Source organism: Salmonirosea aquatica (assembly GCF_009296315.1).
In the GTDB taxonomy this organism is placed as follows: domain Bacteria; phylum Bacteroidota; class Bacteroidia; order Cytophagales; family Spirosomataceae; genus Salmonirosea; species Salmonirosea aquatica.
In genome coordinates, this window is record NZ_WHLY01000002.1 from 2,111,818 (window position 1) to 2,136,197 (window position 24,380).

The window sequence follows — 24,380 nt, forward strand, 5'->3', positions numbered from 1 at the left end:
AACATCTGCCATACCTTGTCCACTTTACGCCTTTCACTTCCTACCATACTGACTCCTTTCGCCGAAGATGTGCTGTCAGGGCTTTCGGCCGAACAGAAAACGCTATCCTCCAAGTATTTCTACGACGACGAAGGAAGCCGGATTTTCCAGGAAATCATGCAGCTGCCGGAGTACTACCTCACGCGCGCCGAAATGGAAATCATGACCAGTCAGCCCGCTGCCATTGCGGCCGCTCTCCCCTACCGGGAGCCCTTCAACATCATTGAGTTAGGAGCAGGCGATGGGCTGAAAACCAAGGAATTACTAAAATTTCTGGTTCAGAAAGCGGTCGATTTTACCTACATGCCCATCGACATTTCCGGCGAGGCCATGCAGCAACTCGAAAAAAAGCTGGCGGAAAGCCTGCCCGATCTGGATGTGAGGCCGCTGATCGGTGATTATTTTAAGGTGTTGAGTGCGCTCAACTCCGAAGGCAGGCCCAACCTCTACCTGTTCATGGGCGGTAACATCGGGAATTACGAAAAAGAGGGGGCCATCGAGTTGCTCCGCATGCTGGAAGGTATCATGCAGCCGAACGGTCGGTTATTAACAGGGTTTGATTTGCGTAAAAATCCCCGGGTCATCAGCCAGGCTTATGACGATGCCCAGGGTACCACCCGTAGTTTCAACATGAACCTGCTTACCCGCATGAACCGTGAACTGGACGCCGATTTTGTGCTAGAACAATTTGATTTTTACAGCTTCTATAATCCCTACAACGGCGAAGTAAGGAGTATGCTGGTGAGTTTGGAAGAGCAGCAGGTTTCCATCAAAGCTTTGGATGCGACTTTTCACTTTCGGGAAAATGAACTCATCCGTACTGAACTTTCCAAGAAATATACCTTGGATGAGATTACCGGACTAGCCGCTGAAAGTGGCTTTCTTGTCGAAAAGAATTTCTTCGACAGCCAACATTTCTTTACGGACAGCCTGTGGGCGAAAGCCTGAGGTCTGCTTTTGTTAATTCTATACATATTTCATCAGGGGCTCCATTCGGCCCCTGATGAAATCCTGTCTTATTCCTTCGTACCGGGATGGTACTGTCTCCACTCACCCCCTTTGATGTAGGCGTAGTATTTCTCGACCTCTTTCTTGACCACTGGAAGCAGGAAGAATAGCCCGATGAGGTTGGGTACCGACATGGCAAAGATCATGGCGTCGGAAAAATCAGTTACCGCTCCCAGACTGGCCGCCGCTCCCACTACTACAAAACAGCAGAACAGGACTTTATACAGAATGTCATTGAGTTTGGTTTTGCCGAATAAAAACAGCCATGCCTGCAACCCATAGTAAGACCAGGAAATCATAGTTGAAAAGGCAAAGAGTACTACCGTAACGGTCAGAACGTAAGGAAACCACGGCAGTACCGTAGCAAACGACTGGGAGGTCATCTCGACGCCACCCATAGCCCCGGCGTTATCGTAGTCGCCTGTAATGACAACCACGATGGCCGTCATCGTACAGATTACCACCGTATCAATAAAAGGCTCTAAAAGCGCTACGATTCCCTCACTGGCCGGATAATCAGTCCGCACGGCAGAGTGCGCAATGGCCGCCGAACCTACCCCTGCTTCATTGGAGAAAGCCGCCCGGCGGAATCCCTGCACCAGTACCCCTACAAAACCTCCAGCCACGGCAATCGGGTTGAAGGCCTCACCAAATATCTTTCCAATCGTTTCGGGCAGACTGGCTGCATGAACGATGATGACAACCAAAGCGGCCAGGATATAAATACCGCACATGAACGGAACGATCCGTTCCGTTACGGCGCCAATCCGCTTAATCCCCCGATGATGACCAGCGCCACCATGCTGGCCATAAACACACCGAAAATGGTACCTGCCGAGGTAGAGGTAGCCCCTGTCATATCCAGAAATTGCTTGGCGGCCTGATTGGCCTGGAACATATTGCCTCCCCGAATGAACCCCCTACGCACATAATGGCGAAAAAAACGGCCAGTACCTTACCAGTCCCTACCATACCTTTATCTGCCAACCCCTTGGTAAGGTAGTACATGGGCCCACCATACACTTTCCCATCCGAGCCAATTTCGCGATAGCGAACGCCGAGCGTACACTCCACAAATTTGGACGACATACCCAACAAACCCGCCAGAATCATCCATAAGGTAGCGCCCGGTCCGCCCAGCGAAATAGCGATGGCCACCCCGGCGATATTGCCAAGTCCCACCGTGCCGGATACCGCGGCCGTCAACGCCTGAAAGTGGGATACCTCACCCGCATCATTAGGGTCGCTGTAGGTACCACGTACGGTTTTGATGGCCGTACCAAAACCCCGTATGTTGATAAATTTGAAAAAAATGGTAAAGAAAAGAGCCGAAAAAAGCAGAAAGATGACTACCAATGGCATACTTGTGGTAGCCTCCGCACCCAGCTGAATCGGATAAAAAACGATGCTACTGATGAAGTCGGTAGCGGGCTGCACCCAGGCGTTGATCTTTTGGTCCAGACCTTCTTCAGTATTTTGGGCAAAGAGCGGTGCGCTGGCCAGCACCATAGAAAGCAGGGTAAGAAGGAAATAACGTTTTTTCATAAAAAGGATCTGATGAAAATGGGGCTACATACTTTTGATAAAATAATCTTTGGCTGTAAAATGCTAAACTACTATAAAATTTCACAAATAAACAAAAAGAGTCCGTGTGTGTAAAACGCACGGACTCTGTAGAAAACCCTCGCAAGGCTACTCCTCGGAATTATCGGGATTCATGCCACTGTGTTTCTGGCCGTAGAAGAAATAAATGGCCAGGCCGATGATTAGCCAGATTGCCAACCGGTACCAGCTTTCGATGGGTAGGGAATACATCAGATATAGACACACCACAATGCCCATAATTGGCACAAAAGGGACGAGGGGTGTCTTGAAAGCCCGGTGAATATGCGGCATCCTGACCCGCATCAGCCATACGCCGGCGCACACCAGGCAGAATGCAAACAGGGTACCTATGCTCACCATATGACCCAGATCGCTTACAGGGACAAAACCCGCAAAGAGGCTCACGAAAACCATGAAGAACAGATTGGTTTTCCAGGGCGTTTGGAATTTCTTATGCACACTGCTGAAAAACGGCGGGAGCAGCCCATCCTTACTCATGGTGTAGAATACCCGGCTCTGCCCCAAAAGCATCACCAGCATCACCGACGTATAACCCGCCAGAATAGCCAGAATCAGCGCATTTTGTAAAAAATCATAGCCCGTCACGGCAAAAGCCGTGGCCGCGGGCTTGGCATCTCCCTCGAATACGGTATAGTTGACCAGCCCCGTCATTACGTGGGCGAAGAGTACGTACAGGATTGTACAAATTATCAGCGAACCCAGAATCCCGATCGGCATATCGCGTTGCGGATTCTTGGCTTCCTGCGCCGCCGTGGAGACGGCGTCGAAGCCAATGAAGGCAAAGAATACCACGGCCGCTCCAGTAGCAATGCCCGTCCAGCCGAAATGGTCGTATTCACCTGTATTGGCGGGAATGTAGGGGGTATAATTGGCCGGATCGATGTGGCTCCAGCCCAGGGCAATGAACATGACCACCACCAGCAGTTTCAGCGATACCAGAATATTATTCATCAGGGCCGAACCTTCCGTACCCCGGATCAGCAGCAGCGAAAGCAGGCACACCACCAGGATGGCAGGTAGGTTGATAAGTCCACCTGTAACGAGGGTACCATCGCTTAACATCACTTCCTCAAAGGGCGAACATACCAGCTCGACCGGAAGGTGGATACCAAATCCGCCCAGGAATTCGAGCAGGTACCTCGACCAGCTTACGGCCACGGTAGCCGCTCCCAAGGCATATTCCAATACCAAATCCCAACCGATAATCCAGGCGGCAAACTCGCCCATCGTGGCGTAGGAATACGTGTAAGCACTGCCCGCAATAGGAATCATGGAAGCAAACTCGGCGTAACAGAGCCCCGCAAAGGCACAACCAAAGGCCGCCAGCACGAAGGATATCGTTACAGCAGGCCCCGCGTGTTCGGCAGCGGCAATACCGGTCAGGGAAAAAAGCCCCGCGCCAATAATAGCGCCGATGCCCAGCGCTACCAGACTGGTCGCACTTAGGGTACGTTTCAGCTGGTTGCCTTCGCCGCTTGATTCTGCCATTAGCTTATCTAAGGGCTTGGTAATCCAAAGTTGGTTAGCCATAGGTAGGGTAGGTATGTATAATGAGGGTTGACGTCGGTTTGCGAAACTAAACTAAATTTGGCTATAATGGAAAATTTGCCAAAGAAAAAGGGGGAAAGCCAGTGACCTTCCCCCTTTTTCATACGGTAACATCAGGCTTTCGCTGCTCTGGTCTTTTTCACTACAGGAGCGGGTTCATCGGCAATAGGATGTTTCAACAAATCGCGCTGTAGGGTGTCTACCACAATCGGCGCAGCCACGAAGAGCGAAGAATAGGTACCTACGATTACTCCGATCAACATCGAGAAAGTGAATCCCCGGATCACCTCTCCGCCAAAAATCAGCAACACCACCAATACCAGTATGGTGGAGATACCCGTTACGGCCGTACGGCTTAGGGTACTGTTGAGAGCATTGTTAATAATGGAAGGAATACTCTCCTTACGGGTGTTCTTGTCGTTGAGGTACTCTCTAATACGGTCGAAGATTACCACCGTATCGTTCATGGAATAGCCCATGATCGTCAGTACCGAACCGATAAAGGCCTGATCGATGTCCAGCGAGAAAGGCAGCCAGCCGTTGAACAGCGAGAAGATGGCCAGTAGCACGATTACGTCGTGGAAGAGGGCCGCTACCGCACCATAGCTGAATGCCAGCCGCCGGAATCGGATGAAGATATAGCCAAAGTTGACAGCCACGGCCAGCAGAATGGCCCAGATGGCCGAAATCATAGTGTCATAAGCGATCGTCGGACCTACCTTAGCTGAACTCACGATTTCAGCCTTGCTGTTGCCAGGTACTTTCGATACACCCTCCATGATCTTGGCCTCGGCGTTTTTGTCTGCTTCGGGTGAAGTGTCGTCGATCAAATAAGCAGTCGTAATCTTGACCTGGTCGAAACCACCGAAGGTTTTTACTTCGGGCGAAGTACCCAAAGCTTCGGTCATGGCCTTACGTACCTCATCGGTACCCACGTTTTTCTCAAAACGTACGGTGTAGGAACGTCCTCCCTTGAAGTCGATTCCCAGACCAAACCCTTTGAAGATAAACGACGCTATACCGATGATGATAATGGCCGAAGAAACATAGTAGAATCGCTTGCGTTGGGTCACAAAATCGAAGTTAGTGTCCTTGAACCAGTTTTTAGTCAGGCCGGAGTAAAATTTGAGTGTCTTACCCTGCTTGATGGTCGCTTCCAGCAATAATCGTGTGATGAAAATGGCCGCGAATAGCGACGTAATCAAACCAATCACCAGCGTCGTAGCAAAACCCAGTACCAGTCCCGTACCGAAGATGAACAGGATTACACCCGTCAGCAGGGTCGTGACGTTGGAGTCGATAATGGCCGAAAGTGCGCTTTTGAAACCATCCCGTACGGCGACGGCGAATGGTTTCCCATTTTCCAGTTCTATCTTGATTCCCTCGTAAATAAGTACGTTCGCATCCACCGACATACCGATGGTCAGTACGATACCCGCAATACCCGACAGTGTCAGTACTGCGCCGAGTGAGGCCATCACGCCCATCAGGAAGAACAAGTTGACAAACAGTGCCACGTCGGCGATCCAGCCCGCGCGGCTGTAGTAAGCTACCATGAACACGAGTACCACGATCAAACCTACCAGTGAGGACAGTACCCCCGCCGTAACGGCCTCGGAACCCAGCGTGGAACCTACCACGGCCTCTTCCACGATATTGGTAGGAGCGGGCAGTTTACCGGCTTTCAGTACGTTGGCCATATCCTTGGTTTCGTCTACGGTGAAGCTACCCGAGATACTGGAATTTCCGTTGGGAATTTCGCCGTTGACATTAGGGGCGGTATATACCTGGTTGTCCAGAATAATGGCCACCTGGCGACCTACGTTGTTGGCAGTCAGCGTACGCCATTTACGAGCACCTTCGCCGTTCATGCGCATGCTCACCTCGGGGCGGCCCCGCTCGTCGTAGTCATTGGTAGCGTCCACGATCACATCCCCTTCCAGCGGAGCCTGTCCGTTGGGCTTCTTGATAAAATACAGCGGCAGAATCTGCTGTCCGTTCGTAGCGTCGATGCCCTGACGATCCCACATGAAAACAAGGTCAGAGGGGAAGAACGAGCGTACCTCGGGGCGGCGGAGGATTTCTCCGGCACGACCCGTGTCTTTCATGTACACACCCAATCCTTGCGGCAGCGGCACAAAAAGATTAGTCAAAGCCGCGGTTTGGGCCGCCAGCGCCGAAGTATCGGCGGCTGCCGAGTCGCCACGCTGGGCCAGAAGATCTTCCAGATTGCTTGACGTCGATTTCTTGGTCGTATCGGTTGCAGTAGTGCTGGTGGCAGGGCGCGCAGCTTTGGCGGCGGCCTCCTCGCGGGTAAGGTACTGGCCTAACTGATCCAGCCCGGCATTGATTTCATTGATATTGTAGACTTCGGCAAATTCCAGCTTGGCTGCACCCGACAACAGGCGGCGTACCCGCTCGGGGTTGTCGACGCCGGGCAGCTCGACCAAAATCTGGTTCTTGCCAGGCAGGCGCTGCAGGTTAGGATTGGTTACCCCAAATTTGTCTACCCGCGCCTGAATGATCTTGTAGGCCCGGTCGATGGCGTTTTCCACTTCCTCGTTCAACAGACGAATGACCTCCGTGTCGGAGGAGGTACTATTGATCTTGCTGCGGTTGGCGCTATTGGCAAATACACTCGCCAGACTCGTATTGGGTGCCAGCCCCTTGTAGGCATTCACAAATAGGCTTACATAGCTGCTTTGGCTGCTTTTCTGAGCTTCATTAGCATTTTTTATGGCTTGCTGAAACTGCGCGCTGCGGGCATTGCCACCTGCTAAGCCTTTGATGATGTCGGCGGGAGCCACTTCCAGCACCACGTGCATACCGCCCTGCAAGTCAAGGCCCAGGCTGAGTTCGCGCTCCATTACTTCCTGTAGGGTGTGGCCAATGTAGACATCCTCACGCCAGAGCGAATCGATGTAGCTTTGTTTTTTGGTATAGTCCACCTTGCCCTTGGCATCGGTGGCGTAGGCTTCGGCGTCGGATTTGTACTTCCGCGCCACAAACGTGAACGATAAGTAATAGATGCTGATCAACCCTATTACAATCGATAAGGCGATTATTCCGCTTTTGTTACGCATGAGTATTAATTATAAATTTTAAATGAGTAATTGAGTGCATGCCGTCCGGCGAAGTGCCAGCCTCATGAATGAGTATCACGAATGACTATTTTGTAGTCAAAACAGCGATCGTTTAAAAAAACAGCAGGATTTTTCCTAGGAAAAGAATAGTGAATGGCTCAGTTTGAAGAAAATATTCACTCAGTCACAATTCACCTTTTCCCAATTGAAGACTAGGGCCCGTTGGGCGCAATATGATGCCCGAAAACGTGACGGAAATAGGAGAAATAGTAAAAGGAAGTGCGCGCTGCCAGAGGAATGGCTGCTTTTTCCTGAAAATGATACAGGAAAGCGTGCGGCAATACAAATAGCGACTGCGTGAAGTCAAATGACAGGGCGGGCGTGACTACCGCGTGGAGCGAGAGTTCGCTTACCGTTGTGGTGTCATCCGCTGACGACCCATCGGCGGCTTTTTTAGATGATTGCTCCGACTTATCCTTCTCGACGGGCAGTGCAGCCACCGACCACGACTTACCCGCCACAGCCACCAGCAACATCAAAGCTGCCAGTAAACTGCTGATTATCTTGGTGGTAGGTTGGGTATTGGCTTTCAAGTCAGCTATTGTTCTGGGATTGGGCCGCAAATTTGTCTCCAAAACGTGAAAAATGCAAGGAGTTGTATAGGAAAATCAAGAAAAAGCAGCCTGACTTATAACTCTCCCAAAGTACTCAACCGTTTCTCAATTCCACCCAGTTCTGAGGTGCGTTCCAAAATCATCCCCTGCTTATCCATTAAAAGGTAGGTGGGAAAGGCAGTTACGTTGTAGCGGTCAATTACGGTACCTCGATCGCCTGTCAGTTCAGAAAGCTGGATCCAATCCATGCTATACTTATCGATAGTTTGCCGCCAAATTTCCTTATCGGATGCGAACTCCGCCGCGATCCCTATAATCGCCAGCTTATCACCATAAGTTTCCCGAAGTACTTTAAGCTTGGGTATGGCCTTGATGCAGGGGGCGCACCAGTGCCCCCAAAAGTCCAGCAGCACGTACCTTCCCCGATACTCGGCGAGGGCTACAGCAAGGCCCGCTGTGTCGGGAATTACAAAGTTAGGAGAGAGTAACCCCGGCCTGGGTTGATTTTTGATAATCTCAATGCGTTCGCCTGCTTTTTTACCACAAAAGCTACCCCGCACTTCGGGAGAAAGTTTGGTCCATAGTGTTTCGTGAGCTTCGGTAGCGGCTTCGTTAGTTAACGCTTGCCAGTATAGGAGGTAGGCACTGGTTTGATTACCTGGATGCTTTCCAATAAATTGTAGCGTTTCTTTTTGTTTCTCTTTTTCAAGCGACTGCCTTTCAGTTGCTGATTTCCCCTGCATCCTATCATCAAAAGCCCAGTTGATAGTCTGTTCGTATTCCGTGTTCAGCTCATTTTCCTCTCCTCCCTTGAAAACGAGTTGATGGGGCTTTTCCATTGAGCCCGAAACATCAAGATGACCCGGCTGGTACCAGAAAGAAGTATAGCTGGGCCTAGCAATCCTGAGACTGATTCTTCCATCATCACTAGGTTGCGGCTGGTAGATGAAACGGTCGTTGGTAGCATAGACCGTGTCGCTTCGCCGCTCGCCATTGAATTCATAACTAAATACAATGGGTGTGTTACCCAGCCCATTTATAAATCCTTTTAGTTCGGGCGTTTGAGCGCATGCCGATGACCGGGCGAAAAGAAAAACCGTCAGCAATCCGGTATATAAAAAAAGAGTATGGATACGCATAAAGTACTGCAGGTCGGTGTAAATAAACACTTTTTGAAAAAACAACTCTGGGTAAATATAAGAAACAATTCGGGCAAGCAATTTCCAAAGCTCACAAAAAACCCCACCCGAAATATCGCCGGGCAGGGTTTAAACCAGTGAGGTATGTTTTTACAACTCAATCGCCGTCAACGATTTCTGGAGCAAATCTTTCATGGTAAAAGCACCTGCCGTACCTAGGGCAGGGGTCCAGTCGCGGTTGCTGCCCAAGAAGGAATGCACGTCCAGTTCCAGCAGCCCGATGATTACCTCAGCCACAATTGTGGCCCCTACGGGTCCCAGTCCTTCGCCGGGCTTACTGCTCCCATCGTCTTCCATACGGCCAATGGCTTCGGCCTCGGCCAGAATATAAAACCACAAGGGGGTACCTGCCGACAAATCGACGGAGTTGGTTGAGGCCAAATTATGGATCAGGTCGGTAACGGTCGTCATTTCGCTGTCGCTTCTTCCCATGCAGCGGGCTACGTTTTCGCCGGAGGGCAGCAGGAAGCTTTGGGCACGTCGCAGATTGCGGGTAGCCAGCGACTTATCGCCGGGATTGGTAGAATTCACAAAAGGAAGTTCCAGCAAGACACTGGCCAGCTTGGTGTTCAACGTCTCAGCCCGCTGGTAGGTACCGTCGAAATCGAAAAACACGTCCCAATCTACGATTTGATTTTGGCTGGTTATTTTGGCAAAGCCCTGCCCGAATTGTGATGAAAAGATCGAGTGCTCGGTGCCGCCCGTTTGTAGTTTCACCTTCTGGGCGATCATGGAATGGCCGAAGCGGTATGCCGCTACCGAAAACTCTACGGGGATGTAGGGCCGGATGCACGGCTTATAGAACTGACGACCGTTGCCCATAATATTCTGCACTACTTTACGACCACACAGCAAAGGCAGGAACTCGTTGACCACGATCCACTGGTAGTGCCAGGTGGTGAGCCGGCGGGCTTCCTCGTAAAGTTCAGCGGGTATTTTGGCGATACCAGCGGCCTCATATTTTGTTTTCAAGTCCTGGTACAAAGCATTGTAGAACCGGATAAACGCTAGCTGTAATTGCGAAAGCACCCGGTTTTCGTCGTTGCGCGGATCGCCGATGATAGCCGTGCCGGGGCCGGTTCGGGGTAGGTCATGTTTTTCCAGCGTGGTACCTGTCCCCTGGTTGTTATTCGATTTGCCCGTTAACAAATAGAGGCCACGCGCTGGCTTGTCGTACAGAAAAGGCTCATCCTCCGGTCCCCCCCGAATACACAATCCAGATCCAGGCTCGCCGTACGTACGTTCTCCACATCGGTCGGATTGTTGATCGATGTGAAGTTAGTGGAGGCATCCAGAGTAAGGTCGTGGTCGATGAATTGTCCAAAAAAGATCATCCCCAATGGAACCGCATTGGTAAACTCAGGCGTGGTACCCCCATCCATCGGGCCATTTATGGCACCTAGTTTGGCCAGCTCCAGTGGATTCGTGTACAGAGGAGCCAGAGTTGGGTGCTCCCGAAACATCCTTCCGAACCGTCCGTAGCTTTCCTGCTCGAACGATTCCAGCGTATTCAGTACATTTTTACCGGGGAAACTGTGCATCCCGTGATGACCATTGACTTTCATTTGCAATAAGGTTAAGGTTGACATTTCTCCCTTAGTCGCACCTACCCCCGAAAATGGTAACATCCCGAAGAATTTTATTTTTGCGAAAATCCTACGCAAGACATCAGGCCTTTTCCCGTTATTATTTACGAAATACGAATACGACAGCCTTTCTTCTATTTGCTCTTAGCCCATGAACTCTCCCAGCCTGAAGATTTTCGGTTCGATGCTGTGCCTTGGATTTGCCCTGTATACCCCTACCCTCGCGCAGTCTACCGATGCCAATGCCGAAACTTTTGTGTGCAACTACGTCAGCAATGGCCGGCTCAGCTCGCCGCAGGAAATTTGCAATTACCTGTCTTTCACTTCCAATCGCCACGCTGAGCGCGTAGTGGAGCGCATCCTGCAACCCGTGGGTTTGCAGCGGAATTTTGTGGTCGTGGAGTGCCCCAATACCGAAAACTGCTTTGCTACGGTCGTCGATGGCAAGCGGTTTATCATTTACGATGGCAATTTCATAAAGCAGGTCGAGAACCTGACCAATACCGACTGGTCGGCGATCAGCATCGTGGCGCACGAGATCGGTCACCATTTGCAGGGCCACACCATCGACGGCATGGGCAGCCGTCCCGAGAAGGAACTGGAAGCCGACCGTTTTTCGGGTTTTGTGCTGCACCAGTTGGGCGCTTCGCTGCCTGAGTCCCTGATTGCAATCCGTACCCTTTCCAGCGAAGAAAACACCGACTCGCATCCGGGACGGCAGATCCGCGTCGACTGGATCAGCCGGGGATGGAACGAGGCCGAAAAAATGTACCCCTTGTGGAATAAAAATGGCTCACCCGGTCCCGCCCCGGTCGTTACGGATTCTGCCCCTCGCAACGAGGGTAGCGTGTACCGGCCCGCCGAGCGACGTCCCGCCGTAAAACCCGCCCCTCGGGAGGAAACGATCGAAACAGATATTACCTACCATGCTCCCGACGGTTGCGCTTCCGGCGACTGCCTGAATGGCCCGGGTATCCTGATTCGTGAAAACCAGGAGCGGTACGAAGGGAATTTTATGAATGGCAAAAAACACGGCTTTGGGGTGCAGTTCTATCCTGGTGGCGCAGTGCGCTACAAAGGCGATTTCCGCGAAGACCAGCGCTCGGGACAGGGTACCTACTATTTCACCAATGGTGATAAGTATGTGGGGTACTTCCTGAACAATGTTCCTCAGGGCAAGGGTACCTACTACTATGCCGATGGCGAACGCTTCTCGGGTACCTTCAGGAAGGGCGTCCGCGAAGGTTACGGCGTACTAACCCGTGCCAACGGTGCCCGCGAAGCAGGGTACTATAAAGACGATGAACGGGTGCGCTAAAAAGAAATGGGCTAACTTGTTATCTACAAGTTAGCCCATCCAAAAATTTGTTCAGGAAATCCCCTACTTCGAAAATTGGATCCAATCCAGGATCATCAGATTTTTATCCTTCACTTCATCGTTTCGGAACACAAAGTACAGATCGGTCGGACCGTTTGCGTTTGTGAGCGGAGCCGAAACGGTTTGCCATTTGGGACCTTTTTGTTCACCTGAATGAGTAGCCGCCGGGCGTGGCACCGTAACCGTACCCAGTAGCTCGCCGCTGGGCGATCCGCTAAGTATATCAATCCGTCCGCCCCGATCGGGCATGGCCGCTGCGTTGAAGTTCAGTCGGTTAACCCCCGTTAAGTCAATATCCCGGAAGCCGATATAGGAGCCGTCCTTGATGTCACCCACCCAGGTTTGATTACTACCATCCTGGTGCTTGCGATCTACATTGGCCGACATCGCAAAGGTTTCGGCCTCGACGCGCGGATTGCGCAGAATGATAAGCTTACGCCCCGTTAGCGGGCCCGTCACCGGGCTACCCTTATCCGTGTAGCTGGCCGATAGGACGTAGTTGCCCATTTCATTGCTACCCGCCGATGGGTTGAAAGTATAAGATCCCTGCAAGGGCAGGACGTTGCTTTCCCCTTCCAGCGACAGAATGTACCGCACCATTTCGCCCGCTTCGGCTTCAGAATGCTGCGGGTGCGCCGACATCACGTTTTTGCCCCAGTTACCATTTCCGCCCGCAATGATTTTTTTGGCCAGCATCGGCACGGCCGCTTCCCCGGCCGGAGCGTAGCGTTTGGCCACTTCCGTCAGGCTGGGACCGATGGATTTGGTGTTCATCGCGTGGCACGATCCACAGTCGCTTTTGGTCACTAACGTTTTGCCCTGCATGTACCTGGCTCCCACATCGCCCATGCTTTCGGGATTGGTCAGCAAGGCCAGGTCTTTCCCTTCGGCGAGGTAGTCGATGGCAAATTTCACCTGCTTGGGAGCAATGCCCTTGTTCAGGGTACCATCCTCTTTATCACGGACGCTCACGGCATAATTCAGGGGTACCTTGTCGAAGTAGAACGTTTTGTTGCCGCGCAGGGCGATGTCCACCTGCGGCGTTTCATTCCCTACCTTGATTTCCAGTTCGGTGGTGGCGGTTTGGCCTTCGGCATCCGTCACAGTGAGTTTGGGACGGTAGGTACCTGCTTTGTTGTAGGTGAAGGTAGGGGTCACGTCGTTCGATTTTTTCCCATTACCCGATTCCCAGGCGTACGAAATCTTATCTCCCCGGTCATAATCGAATGATTCTCCCGCCGAAAGCTGGGTTATCAAGGGTGCTGCCCCGACGGTTTTGCTGGCGGTGATTTTGGCCACGGGTCTGCGGTTTCCTTCCGAAAACTCGATACGCACCAACTGCGAGTCGGGGTTGCGGGCGAAGTAGTTGGCCCCGTAAGCCAACACATACATGGCTCCATCCGGGCCAAACTTCATGTCGATGGGCTTGGAGAAAAAGGTAGTGGGTAGGAAAGGCTCGATTTTCTGTAAATCGCCCGCCTCGTTGAAGGTCAGTACCTTAATCCAGCTGCGTGCCCATTCGTAGATGAACATTTTTTTATCGTAATAAGCCGGAAACCGGACGTCCGATTTCTTATAGTCGTCGCGGTAATAAAAGGGCCCGCCCATGGCCGAGCGCGAGCCGACACCCAGCATCGGAAACTCGGCCGACTGGCCGTAGTCGTACCAGATCATAGCCTTCTGCGCCGGAGGGAGTACCTTGGAGCCATAGTTATTGGGCGACTCGTTGACCGGGCGTTCGGGGTCGAAGCGGGTACCTACCTTGTTGGTTTCAAAGTCAAAATCGGCGTAGGCTTTGTTGTCGCCCACGAAGTAGGGCCAGCCGTAATTACCCGCCTTACGGGCCTGATTCCATTCGTCCTGACTCTTGGGGCCGCGTTCGTTGGCCACGCCACCGTCGGGCCCCACGTCGCCCCAGTAGAGGTACCCTCGCTTGTCTACCGTAATACGATAAGGATTGCGCGCGCCCATCACGTAGATTTCTGGACGCCCCGCCGAGCCATCTTTGGGAAACAGGTTGCCGTCAGGAATTGTATAAGTCCCATCATCCTGTAAAGCTACCCGCAGAATTTTACCACGCAGGTCATGCGTGTTACCGGACGATTTCTGAGAATCAAAAGGACTCCGGCCCGGCCGCTCGTCGAGGGGTGAGAAACCGTCGGATTCCTTGGAGCTGGTATTGTCGCCGGTGGAGAGGTACAGCAGCCCGTCGGGACCGAAGTACACATTGCCCGCCGAGTGGCAGCAGGTTTCACGCTGCACGGGTACCTGCATCACAATTTTTTCCGAACTCATTTGCAGGCTGTCGCCCGTGAACACAAACCGCGATAGGTTCTGCACCGCCTTGTCGCCCACGGGCGAATAGTAGAGGTACACATAGTGGTTGGTCTCGAATTTGGGGTCCAGCTCCATACCCAACAAACCATCCTCGTAGTTTCCGGTCAGGTGAACGGGTAGTTTATTGATGACTTTGGTGGATTTCGTAGCCGGATCGTAAAGTTTGACGTTGCCCCGGCGCTCGATAAAAATAACCCGGTTGTCGGCCATGATTTCCATCTCGATGGGCTCTTCCATGTAGGAGTCGAGTACGGTGGTCGTAAAGCGATTTTCCTGAGGAGCGCGGGCGGTGTGAGCCTCACGGTAATTCAGGGCCGGATTCCCCAGGTTCGTTTTGATCCCATCCATAATCTGCTTCGCCAGCGTCTGGTCGGCCAGGTTGCCGGTGGCGGCGTAGAAAGCGCGTCCTCCGTCGTAGGTCTTCGTCCAATAAACGGATTTGTTCGGGTTAGCCGGTTTGTCGCCCCCCGCCAGCAGGTCATTGTACCAGGGCCATTGATACGTCGTAAAACCTGCGGCATTCACCACCCCCAGGGTACCCCCCGCCTGCACGAATCGCTCCACATCGTTCTGTTGGGCTGTTTCCAGCACATCGGACGAGGTTTGCAGAAAAATGAGAGCACTGTATTTTTTGAGCGAATCTTCGGTGATGTAGGCCGAGTTGCTCGTGGTGTCGGCATCCATGCCGTTCTGCCCGACAAGGCTCAGAAGTTGGCTGGCGGCGAGCGAGGCGGCAGGCTGATCGGTGGTATTTTTGAAAAAAATCAATACCCCGGCGTTCTCGCGGGGATGCCATCCCGTGAGGAACAAGACGATCAGCAAGCTACCGAGTGAAGTAAGGAAACGCATTAAGATATGAGTTATGAGATATGAATTATGAGAAGATGCAGCGTGGATTGTTTTCAATCGCTACTTCTCCACCGGGCTCAGGCTTTCCTCCATCGTGTTACTGACAAAAGCTACCTTCTTGCTATCCGGCGACCAGGAGGGCGTGTTGATGGTACCCTGCCCGCCATAAATGTAGGCAATTACCTTGGGTTCGCCTTCGCCCGAAATGGGCAACAGCCGCAGGTACACATGCTTGTAGAAAGGATGGTCGTCAGCTTTCACTTCCTCTTTCAGGAACGAAATGAACACGATCCACTTGCCATCGGGGGAGATGTGCGGAAACCAGTCGTAAAATTTATCATCCGTCAGAGGTACCTGCTCGCTACCGTCGGGCTTCATGCGGTAGAGGCGCATATTTCCGTCGCGGGCGGAGTTGAAATAGATGTACTTTCCATCAGGCGTGTACTCGGGGCCGTCATCCAGCCCTTTGGCTTCGGTTAGCCGCACTTCGGGACCACCGGCCGAGGGTACCCCATAGATATCAAAATCGCCATCGCGCTGTCCCGTAAACACCAGCGTCTTCTTGTCCGGCGACCAGCCGTGCAGGTACGACGGCCCCCGGGGCGTAATCTGTTTGGGGGTACCTCCTTTGGCTGGTACGGTGTAAATAATGGAGCCGCCCAGTTCTTTCACGCCGCTGCTCAGGCCCAGCATTTTTCCGTCAAAAGAAAGTACGTGGTCATTATTGTTGTTTTTTATCTCGCCCGTATTCAGCACCGAAGTCTGACCTTTGGCCAGGTCGAAGGTGTACATCAGTCCGTCGCTGTTGTACAATAAAGTTTTGCCATCGGGCGTCCAGTTAGGGGCCTGAATGGATTTGGGATGCGTAAAAACGACCTTGCGGTCGCCCGTCGTTACGTCCAGAATTTCCAGGTTACTGGCCAGGTACTGGCGGTAGGGTACCAGGCTTTCGGGCGCGGGCACGCTGATGCGGACATCGCGGAAGGTACCCCGCTCCAGTACGTCCTTGTTATGCGAGCCAATGAACAGGCCCACATATACCTCTTCGCCCAAATCCAGATCAGCCACCTGCTCGGTCACGAAAGGTTCGCCGAATTTGGCGACCCGCATGGTGTAGGTGTTGCCTTTACGTTCGAGCTGGATCACGTCGGCGTGGGTCATTTTAGCCTTGATCTCTTCGGTATTCGCACCAGTAGTGCGCCGGAATTGCAGCGAGGTGAGGCCGTCGCCGTGCACCACGGCATTGATATGGGCCGATTTGCCATCCAGGCTACTCCGAACCATCCAACCTACCTTGCGGTGCGGATCGACGCCTTCGCCCACCAGTGCCGCGCGGGTGTAGAGGATGAAATCGCCCTTCATCTGCTTCCACAAATAATGGAACTCGTCGTGGTCGAACCACACGTTGTAGCCTGACCCGGCCATTTCGTACTGCCGTTTCTGGGAATTGTAGGTTGCCGAACCGGGTTTCAGAACGTCCCCGATATCGCCGTGTCCGGTAAAAATACCCAGATCCGTTTTTTGTGCCAGCGCCGTGAAAGGAATAGCAAAAGCTAAACTAGCTACCCAGGCTAACCGCTTTATTTTCAGAAATTTCATCATAAGTAATAATTGAATAAACCGAGTTATTTTGATTGATAGACCAGGCAACAAGTCCTGGTATCAGATAAGCAAATTTCTCAGGGTTGCTACTGTATGAATCAAGTATCGACCGGGTGAAGTTTCAAAAAAACAGGAATTTCCGGCGCTGGTACAGGCGGGGCAGATCGGCTTCAAAAACCGTATAAGGATCTTTGTAAAAATCCAAAAAGTCGGGAACACTGGTATGTCCCGGGTAGGGGGCGTAGAAGTGCGTGGCGCTGCGCGCATCGTTGCGCCATACCAGCACGTAGGCGAGTTTCATTTTCTCCGCTTTCAGGGCTTTGAGCAAGGAGCCCGTCCACCAAGTTGTATCGGGGATCGATTCCAGGCCCGTTTCGGTAAATGCCGCCAGTTTTCCGGCCTTGCGGGCGTAGTCCGAAACGATTTTCAACTTGGCAATTCCAGCTGGCAGATTGTAGCGGCCATTGCGGCCAAAGTCAGCGTAGTCGTCCATCCCTACCATATCCACCCAGGCATCACCGGGGTACCTTTCCAGGTACTCGGCTTCGGTTTTGAAAAGCGCATCCGGTGAAAATACATAAATGAAATTATGCACGTCCAGGCTATCCCGCAAATAGGAGACGGTGAACCGCCAAAGTGACGTAAATTCCTCGGCGGTACAGTGCGGCTTTCCCCACCAGAACCAGCCGCCGTCCAGTTCGTGGTAGGGACGGAAGAGCAGGGGTACCTGCTTGCCATCGTTGCCCCGAATTGAATTAGCCAGACTGCCAATCGTTTGTAAAATGTTTTTGTATTCCTCATGGTGCGAGCCGCCCGGAATGAGATTGGCCACCGCCGGAGCCGAAAGGGAATCTTTCCAGTAAAAGCCCGTTTGGGGCGTCACCGGATTGGAAAAATGCCAGGCTACGGTCGTTACCCCACCCCGATCATAGGTATCGGCAATCTGTCGGCGCAGCGACTCTTTGGCGCGCTCAATCGCTTCGGGCGGGCGGCCCGACAAGCCACTGAAATCGACCCCAACCACCGCCGGATGCGAGCCCGTCACGGACTTGACATCGGAGCGGGCAGCTTCTCCGTACCAACCGTGGCCGTACTCGGTGGCGTGCTGGTGTCCGAAAAGAATATGCTTGCGGGCAAGCTTGCCAAGATTATGGTACAGGGCTTTGGTTTCGGGGGTAGCTTTGGAATCAATCAATCGGGAGCGCGTCGTTGCTATTGCTGGAACGGATAGTAAATTGAATGCCAGACTCAGCGAGGTGATGAATAAAGAAAGCCTGTTCATGCAAAAGGATGGACCGTAATCCGGTAAAACTAAGATTGCTCTTTAGAAAAAATCCCCACAGCCTTCCCGTTGGACGACTGTGGGGATAAATAGGTACCTTTATTTGACTAAGAGAATATCATCGAAATAAAACGTTTCATCCTGCTTGTCGGGTCCCTGAATTCGGAAACCAACTTGCGTCAGCTTCTTGCCGGGCAGCCAGAAATCCATATCGGAAAGCTTGATTTTGAAGTAGTTCCATACCCCGGCCTTCACATTGATCCGGTTGGCATCCACGAAGTCGCCGAACCCGGCCTTGCCGGCATCAGTGGTCACGTACAGCGTGTAATCCGCCGAGGCACCTTTGATCCAGCCGGTGATGTAGGTGTAGTCGGGCGAGTAGGCAATGGCCTGCGACCAGTTGGACAGTCCGGCCAAGTGCCAGTTGCCTTTCTGGTAGGTTTTGGCCAGCGAAGCACTACCATCCTTGCTCTCTTTGGTGGATACCGTGGCCGCATCGCCCCAGGAGGCATTTTCGAAACCCGTACCGAAACTATCGGTGAAGATTTTATAGGACAGGTCCATATTAATAAACTCCTGCTGGGTGCGAACGCGTCCCGTGCCATTGGTAATGCTCAGGGTACCCCGGCTCAGCGTGGTGGCGGGCATCTGCACAACCAGTTCTTTTTTATCTTTGGAAATGATCGTGGCCTCGTCCGAAATGCCCTTTACGGAATCGGCTACGGCTACGGAGGTCACATCATCCAGGTTGTTGCCCGTCAGGGTAATGACCGTGCCTTTGGTGAAATTATAGTTCGACACATCGCTCACCGAAGGATACGCCAGTACCTTGAAGGCAATGGTGGTCGACTTGCCGGCGCTGTTGGTAAAGGTGATATTCTGTACCCCGCCCGATGCCTCGGTAGGTACCCGGAAAATCAGGGCCTGATCGGTATTGAGCGTAGGCTGGAAACCCGCCGGTACCTCCTGCTTTTCGAACGTGATGGTACGCATGTCGCCCAGCCCCGTTCCCATGAGGGTCACGATGCCACCGCTGGCGGCGGAGTCGGGCATGATTTGGGTGGCTACGGGGGTACCTGCCTCAAAGCGTGGTGTTCCGTCGGTATCTTCCTCGCAGGCAGTGAGCGCCAAACCGGCCACCAGCATCACCATGCCCAGCCCCGCAGCTCGATTGAAAATATGTAATTTCATGGAATTGAGAATTTGAATGTTGAAGGTACCTTCCGACCCGAACACTTTGGTAGGCCGGGCCGGAAAGCAACCTGTTAATTAATTATAGTACGGAACCGGCTCTTTACCCAACTCGGGATCCTGGACGATTTCTCCGGCGGGAATGGGCAGGTACATCTTGTCTTCGGTGAAGTTGGTGATGTAATTGGCTCCCGTGACGGTACCCCGGTTTTGCTTTTCGATGATGGCTTTGGCTTTGGCGTACCCCTGGCGCTGAATGTCGTACCAGTAGTCGCCTTCAAAAGCGAATTCTACCCGGCGTTCGTGCAGAATGTCATCGAGCGTGAACGAGGTCCGCGCGGGTAGTCCGGCCCGGCTCCGCACCAAATTGAGGGCTTCGAGGGCCTTGGCATCGGTGGTGGAAGCGGCGGTACCCAGGGTAGCTTCGGCGTAGATCAGCAGCACGTCGGCGTAGCGGAGCAGTACCACGTTATTACCCGAATTCTGGCCCAGTACGGGTTCGCCGCCGAAGCTCTTGCCGGGGCCGGCAAAGTACTTGGCAATGTTGGAACGCGTGGCATTCAGACTACCTCCATCGGCCGTAGGCTGGATGGTGTCGTAGCGGAATCCGTTGGCCATGAATTCGTTGTACTTGGGCGCATTGACACGCTGGGGTTTCCAGTTCAGGTTGGTCCAGCCGTGCTCCATCACCGACCACTTCCGGCGCAAATCACCAAACTCATACTCCTGTAGAATATCCAGCGTAGGGATATACATCTCCCAGGCATCAGCTTCCGCCGTACGCAGGGCACCCGCACCCCGGTCGGGGTTTTTGATATTGCCCGTACCCCAGGGATCCTGCGCAAACTGGTGCTGGATGGAAAACAGCGTCTCGGGATTATTGTCAAGGCTCATTTTGGTAAACATGCCGTTGTAATCGCTCACCAGACTGTATTTGCCCGAATTGATCACTTCTTCGGCTTTAGCCTTGGCATTGGCGTAGTCCTTATTATATAAGTACAGCTTCGCCATCATGCCCTTGGCTGAGTACTTCGTCACGCGACCCGGCACGTCGGTTTCGGGCAGACCTTCCTCGGCCATTTTCAATTCTTCCAGCGCAAAGCGGAGTACATCTCTCTGCAAATAGCGCGGGATATTGAAATTGCCCGACAGCGCCGTTTCGCCCGGATCGGTAATGATGGGCGCCGCACCCCACGTACGGGCAATGTAGAAGTACACCATCCCGCGAATGAAATGGCATTCAGCGATGGCCGGGTCGAGGTAGGCGGCACTGCCACCGGCGGCTTTCTTCTCCTCAAAGGTTTTAATCATCACATTGGCGTAGCCGATGATTTTGTAAAAGGCACCCCAGGCCGCACCAATGCGGTCAGAAGCCGACGAAACCGTGAAGTTGAGGTACTCCACATCGGTGTAGGTGAACATATTGCCGCCCATGACGTCGCCGATGGCGTCCTGCGCGCGGCTTTCGTAGTTTCGCCAGGGCAGGCCGCTGTACAGGGTACTGGTTGCGCCCCGTACTTCTTCGGCGTTGTTGTAGTAGTTGCCGGTGGTGGTACCCGACAGCGAGGGCCGGTCGATGAAGTCTTCCTTGCAGGAAGCCAGCACCAGCACGGGCAGTAGCAGGGCAATGAATGGTTTGATTTTCATTGGTATCTTGTTTATATTCAGTTTTTTATTCTTTCTTTTTTCAAAATCTCACGAGAAAGCCAGGACTATCGGCGAGGTACTCTACTAGAACTGCAAATTAGCCCCAACGGTGAAGGTACGCGGGTTGGGATAGTGACCCGTATCCACGTTCATCAGTTTGATGCTGTTGTTGAAAGCGCCAATCTCGGGATCATAGCCTGAGTACTTGGTGAATGTCTTCAAATTCTGGATGGACGCATAAATACGCACATTCGAAATTTTAGCTTTGCTCAACAACGTGGCGGGCAAGCGGTACCCCAGCGTGATGTTCTGAATCCGGGCGTAGGAGGCATCCTCCACGTAGCGGTCCGACATAGCGGTGTTGTTCTTGTTGGTGTTCGTAAACCGGGGCAGGGTACCGTCTGTGTTTTCTTCGGTGTAGCGGTCCGTCACGGTGGTCATCTGGTTGGTGTAGGCGTTGTTCAGCCCTTCCAACTGCCAGCGCAGGAAGTTGAACGCTTTGGCTCCCTGGCTTCCCTGCAAAAACAGTGAGAAGTCGAATCCGCCGTAGTTGAACGAATTGGTAAGCCCCCAGCTGAACTTGGGCAGCGGGCTACCGATGAAGGTATAATCCTGGGCGTCGATTTTACCGTCGCCGTTGATATCCTTGAAGCGGACATCGCCCAACCAGGTTTCTGATTGATTTACATTATAACCGAACTGGGGCAGGCTATTGTCCAAATCTTCCTGCGTACGGAACAGACCGTCGGTCACCAATCCCCAGAATGAGCCCACGGGCCGGCCGGGTGTGGTGTGCGTGATGAGGTAGTTGTTGTAGTATACCTTGCCGTCAAGCGCCGAGGCCGCACTGGCCGCCTGGTCGTAGTTGTTGGTGAATTGCGTAAATACCAGGTTGGTTTTCCAGGTAAAGTCACCTTTCTTGATATTGGTCGTCGTGATGCCGATGTCCACGCCCGTATTGGTCATTTGGCCGGCGTTGCCCAGGGGTGCTTTCAGGTCGTCCCACTGGTCGCCTACCCCGATGAGATTGGGGCCGGTGAGGAAAATGATCATGTCGGAGGTCACTTTCTTATACACGTCGATGGTCGCATCGATGCGCCCGCCCAGGAAGCCCAGGTCGAGTCCTACGTTGGAAGTCTTCACCGATTCCCATTTCAGGTTCGGGTTGGGAATACCGTTGATCATGTTCGACGAGCCGAAGCCCACGGGGCCGGAAAAAAACTGTACAGCCCCCACGTAGGCCGGGTTGGGCGCTCCGTTGGGGAAGTTCTGGTTACCCACCACGCCGTACCCTACGCGCAACTTGGTGAAATTGAGCACATTGCCGACGGCGCCTTTCATGAACTTCTCATTCGAGATGGTCCAGCCTGCCGACACGCCAGGAAAGTACCCCCAACGGTTGTTGGGGCCGAAGTTGGACGAGCCATCCGCCCGGAAGCTGGCCGAAAGCGAGAAACGCTCGTCATAGGTATAGTTGGCACGGGCAAAGTACGATTCCATCGCCCACTGCCCCTTGCCACCGCTCAATCCCCAGGTGGTCTGGTCGGCACTACCCGTGTTGAGGTCGAAAATATTGGCCTGCAAATCGACCTTGGTTCCCGAAATGCTCTGATAGTAGGAGTTCTGCACCTGGTGGCCCAGGGTACCCTGAATGCCGTGTTTCTTAAAGTACTTATTGTAGCTCAGGTAGTTGGTCAGCGACCAGTAGTAGCTGTCCGAGCGCGAGTCGATCAGCTTACTACGGAATGAGGTACCCCCTACGTTACCAGCCTTCTGGAACGCCTCGTTGTTGTTTTGTCCCAACGAATACGATAGTTCGTTGCGCAGCGACAAATCTTTTAGCAGTTGGAATTCGGCGTAGAGGCTACCAAAAACATTATTGGTGGTTTTGGTATTGCCCCGGAACTGGCTGTTACCTACCAGGTTGGCGTTGTTGTACTCCACGCCGCCCACGGTCTGACCACCGCCCCAGGTACCGTCCAGATTTTTTACGGGCGTAAGCGGACTGGTAGAGGCGCCCCACCAGATGGTACCCTCGGCCGCGTCGGCCAGCGAGATGTTCTGGATACTGCGCGACACGTTGGCGCTCAGGCCTACCTTGGCCCAGCTTTTCAACTGCGTGTCCAGGCTGAACCGCGACGAGTACCGTTTGAAATCGGAACCGAGCAGAATTCCTTTGTTATCAAAATAGTTGAGCGACAGGTAGTAGGTGGTTTTGTCGCGTCCACCCGAAAAGCTCAGTTGCTGGTTGTTGATGGTACCCCGCTGGAACATGGCATCCTGCCAATCGGTACCGGGTCCGAGCAGTTCGGGATTCTTGAATTCATCGGCTACGGGATTACCAATGATGGGCAGTACCTCGTTCTGATAGCGGGCGAAGTCGGGCAGTTTCATCAAATCCAGCCGCCGGGCCACTTCCGAAACCCCGGTGTACATCTCGTAGTTGATTTTGCCTTCGCCCTGCTTGCCTTTCTTGGTGGTGATCAGAATCACCCCGTTGGCCGCCTGCGAACCATAAATAGCTTGCGCCGAAGCATCTTTCAATACATCAATGCTTTCGATATCATTAGGATTCAGCATGGCCATCACACTGTTGCCGGTTTGGCCATCGCCACCACCTAAGCCCGCGTAACCTGTACTCGACGACGTATTGCCGCCCACAAAAGGTACCCCGTCGATCACAAACAGGGGGTCGTTGTTGTTGATGGAAGTCACGCCCCGTACCTTGACCGACACGCCGCCGCCGGGTTGTCCGCCATTGCTGGTCACGGTGACCCCGGCGGCTTTACCCTGCAAAAGCTGATCGATGCCAGCCGCCGGAATGTCCTTGATGTCGGTGGCTTTCACCGTGGTGATCGAAGACGTTACGTCGGCCCGCTTGGAGGTACCATAGCCGATCACGACCACCTCGTCGAGGGTACGGTCGGCGGGAGCCAGCGTCACGTTGATGGTGGTGCGGCTGCCTACTTCCACCTCCTGGGTGGTCATTCCGATGAACGAAAACACCAGCACGTTGGCTCCGGCGGGCATGTTGATCGAATATTCACCATTTACATTGGTGGTAGTACCCATTTGCATTCCTTTCACAGACACCGTAGCGCCCGGCAGCGTATTGCCTTTATCGTCCGATACGACCCCCTTCACGGTTGCTTTTACATCGATTAATTTATCCGCGTGAATTGGCGTCACTTGGGCCAGCACCGGTTGAATTTTTGTCGGCCTGGCATGGGTCGGGAGCTGGGCCTGTGCGGTGAGGCTTAGCCATCCGCCCAGGATGAGGCATCCCGAAAGCACATGTTTCATCATAGTAAAAAAATTAAAGGTTGACTTATTGACTTAAACGATAGACTAACTAGGTAGTATTAATTATAGAATACATATCCCTGATCTT

The 24,380-nt window shown here is 52.9% G+C and carries 16 protein-coding genes; 2 read left to right on the forward strand and 14 right to left on the reverse strand.

Annotated elements, in window-relative coordinates:
• Nucleotides 1–15 precede the first annotated feature (15 nt).
• Entirely contained in the window at nt 16–987 is a 972-nt protein-coding gene (gene egtD / locus GBK04_RS09865; RefSeq protein ID WP_373330866.1) for an L-histidine N(alpha)-methyltransferase, read from the forward strand.
• A 68-nt stretch (nt 988–1,055) separates the two neighbouring features.
• On the opposite strand, the gene GBK04_RS30485 is transcribed toward egtD, so the two are convergent.
• The 8 genes from GBK04_RS30485 to GBK04_RS09900 all read right to left on the reverse strand — a co-directional run bounded on the left by GBK04_RS30485 (nt 1,056) and on the right by GBK04_RS09900 (nt 10,682).
• Nucleotides 1,056–1,781, reverse strand: coding sequence for an alanine/glycine:cation symporter family protein (locus GBK04_RS30485; protein WP_373330867.1), 726 nt, complete (start codon nt 1,779–1,781; stop codon nt 1,056–1,058).
• 121 nt (nt 1,782–1,902) lie between these two features.
• On the reverse strand, nt 1,903–2,592 hold the full coding sequence (locus tag GBK04_RS30490; RefSeq protein WP_373330868.1) for an alanine:cation symporter family protein: 690 nt from the start codon (nt 2,590–2,592) through the stop codon (nt 1,903–1,905).
• Nucleotides 2,593–2,739: 147 nt separating this feature from the next.
• Entirely contained in the window at nt 2,740–4,203 is a 1,464-nt protein-coding gene (locus GBK04_RS09875) for an amino acid permease (protein ID WP_152759137.1), read from the reverse strand.
• 131 nt (nt 4,204–4,334) lie between these two features.
• Entirely contained in the window at nt 4,335–7,304 is a 2,970-nt protein-coding gene (gene secDF, locus GBK04_RS09880; RefSeq protein ID WP_152759139.1) for a protein translocase subunit SecDF, read from the reverse strand.
• A gap of 212 nt (nt 7,305–7,516) precedes the next feature.
• The gene (locus GBK04_RS09885) at nt 7,517–7,897 is read right to left on the reverse strand and encodes a hypothetical protein (protein ID WP_152759142.1); all 381 of its coding nucleotides are present in this window, start codon (nt 7,895–7,897) and stop codon (nt 7,517–7,519) included.
• 95 nt (nt 7,898–7,992) lie between these two features.
• Nucleotides 7,993–9,057, reverse strand: coding sequence for a TlpA family protein disulfide reductase (locus tag GBK04_RS09890; RefSeq protein WP_152759144.1), 1,065 nt, complete (start codon nt 9,055–9,057; stop codon nt 7,993–7,995).
• 150 nt (nt 9,058–9,207) lie between these two features.
• Nucleotides 9,208–10,266 (reverse strand): peroxidase family protein, encoded by a 1,059-nt coding sequence (locus GBK04_RS09895; RefSeq protein WP_373330869.1) that lies wholly within the window; start codon nt 10,264–10,266, stop codon nt 9,208–9,210.
• On the reverse strand, nt 10,260–10,682 hold the full coding sequence (locus GBK04_RS09900; protein ID WP_152759149.1) for a hypothetical protein: 423 nt from the start codon (nt 10,680–10,682) through the stop codon (nt 10,260–10,262). The genes GBK04_RS09895 and GBK04_RS09900 overlap by 7 nt, the downstream gene beginning before the upstream one ends.
• A gap of 172 nt (nt 10,683–10,854) precedes the next feature.
• On the opposite strand from GBK04_RS09900, the gene GBK04_RS09905 reads away from it, so the two are divergent.
• Nucleotides 10,855–12,021 carry a M48 family metalloprotease gene (locus GBK04_RS09905; protein ID WP_152759152.1) on the forward strand — a complete coding sequence of 389 codons (1,167 nt, stop codon included), beginning with the start codon at nt 10,855–10,857 and terminating at the stop codon, nt 12,019–12,021.
• Nucleotides 12,022–12,084: 63 nt separating this feature from the next.
• On the opposite strand, the gene GBK04_RS09910 is transcribed toward GBK04_RS09905, so the two are convergent.
• The 6 genes from GBK04_RS09910 to GBK04_RS09935 all read right to left on the reverse strand — a co-directional run bounded on the left by GBK04_RS09910 (nt 12,085) and on the right by GBK04_RS09935 (nt 24,295).
• Nucleotides 12,085–15,267, reverse strand: a complete 3,183-nt coding sequence (locus tag GBK04_RS09910; protein WP_152759155.1) for a PQQ-dependent sugar dehydrogenase — start codon at nt 15,265–15,267, stop codon at nt 12,085–12,087.
• Between the two features lie 60 nt (nt 15,268–15,327).
• On the reverse strand, nt 15,328–16,866 hold the full coding sequence (locus GBK04_RS09915; protein ID WP_152766004.1) for a TolB family protein: 1,539 nt from the start codon (nt 16,864–16,866) through the stop codon (nt 15,328–15,330).
• Nucleotides 16,867–16,990: 124 nt separating this feature from the next.
• Nucleotides 16,991–18,151 carry a glycoside hydrolase family 26 protein gene (locus GBK04_RS09920; RefSeq protein ID WP_152759158.1) on the reverse strand — a complete coding sequence of 387 codons (1,161 nt, stop codon included), beginning with the start codon at nt 18,149–18,151 and terminating at the stop codon, nt 16,991–16,993.
• A gap of 99 nt (nt 18,152–18,250) precedes the next feature.
• Complete coding sequence (locus tag GBK04_RS09925; RefSeq protein ID WP_152759161.1) at nt 18,251–19,342, reverse strand: IPT/TIG domain-containing protein; 1,092 nt, start codon at nt 19,340–19,342, stop codon at nt 18,251–18,253.
• 78 nt (nt 19,343–19,420) lie between these two features.
• Nucleotides 19,421–20,989, reverse strand: a complete 1,569-nt coding sequence (locus GBK04_RS09930; RefSeq protein ID WP_152759163.1) for a RagB/SusD family nutrient uptake outer membrane protein — start codon at nt 20,987–20,989, stop codon at nt 19,421–19,423.
• Nucleotides 20,990–21,073: 84 nt separating this feature from the next.
• Nucleotides 21,074–24,295, reverse strand: coding sequence for a SusC/RagA family TonB-linked outer membrane protein (locus tag GBK04_RS09935; protein ID WP_152759166.1), 3,222 nt, complete (start codon nt 24,293–24,295; stop codon nt 21,074–21,076).
• Between the last annotated feature and the right edge of the window lie 85 nt (nt 24,296–24,380).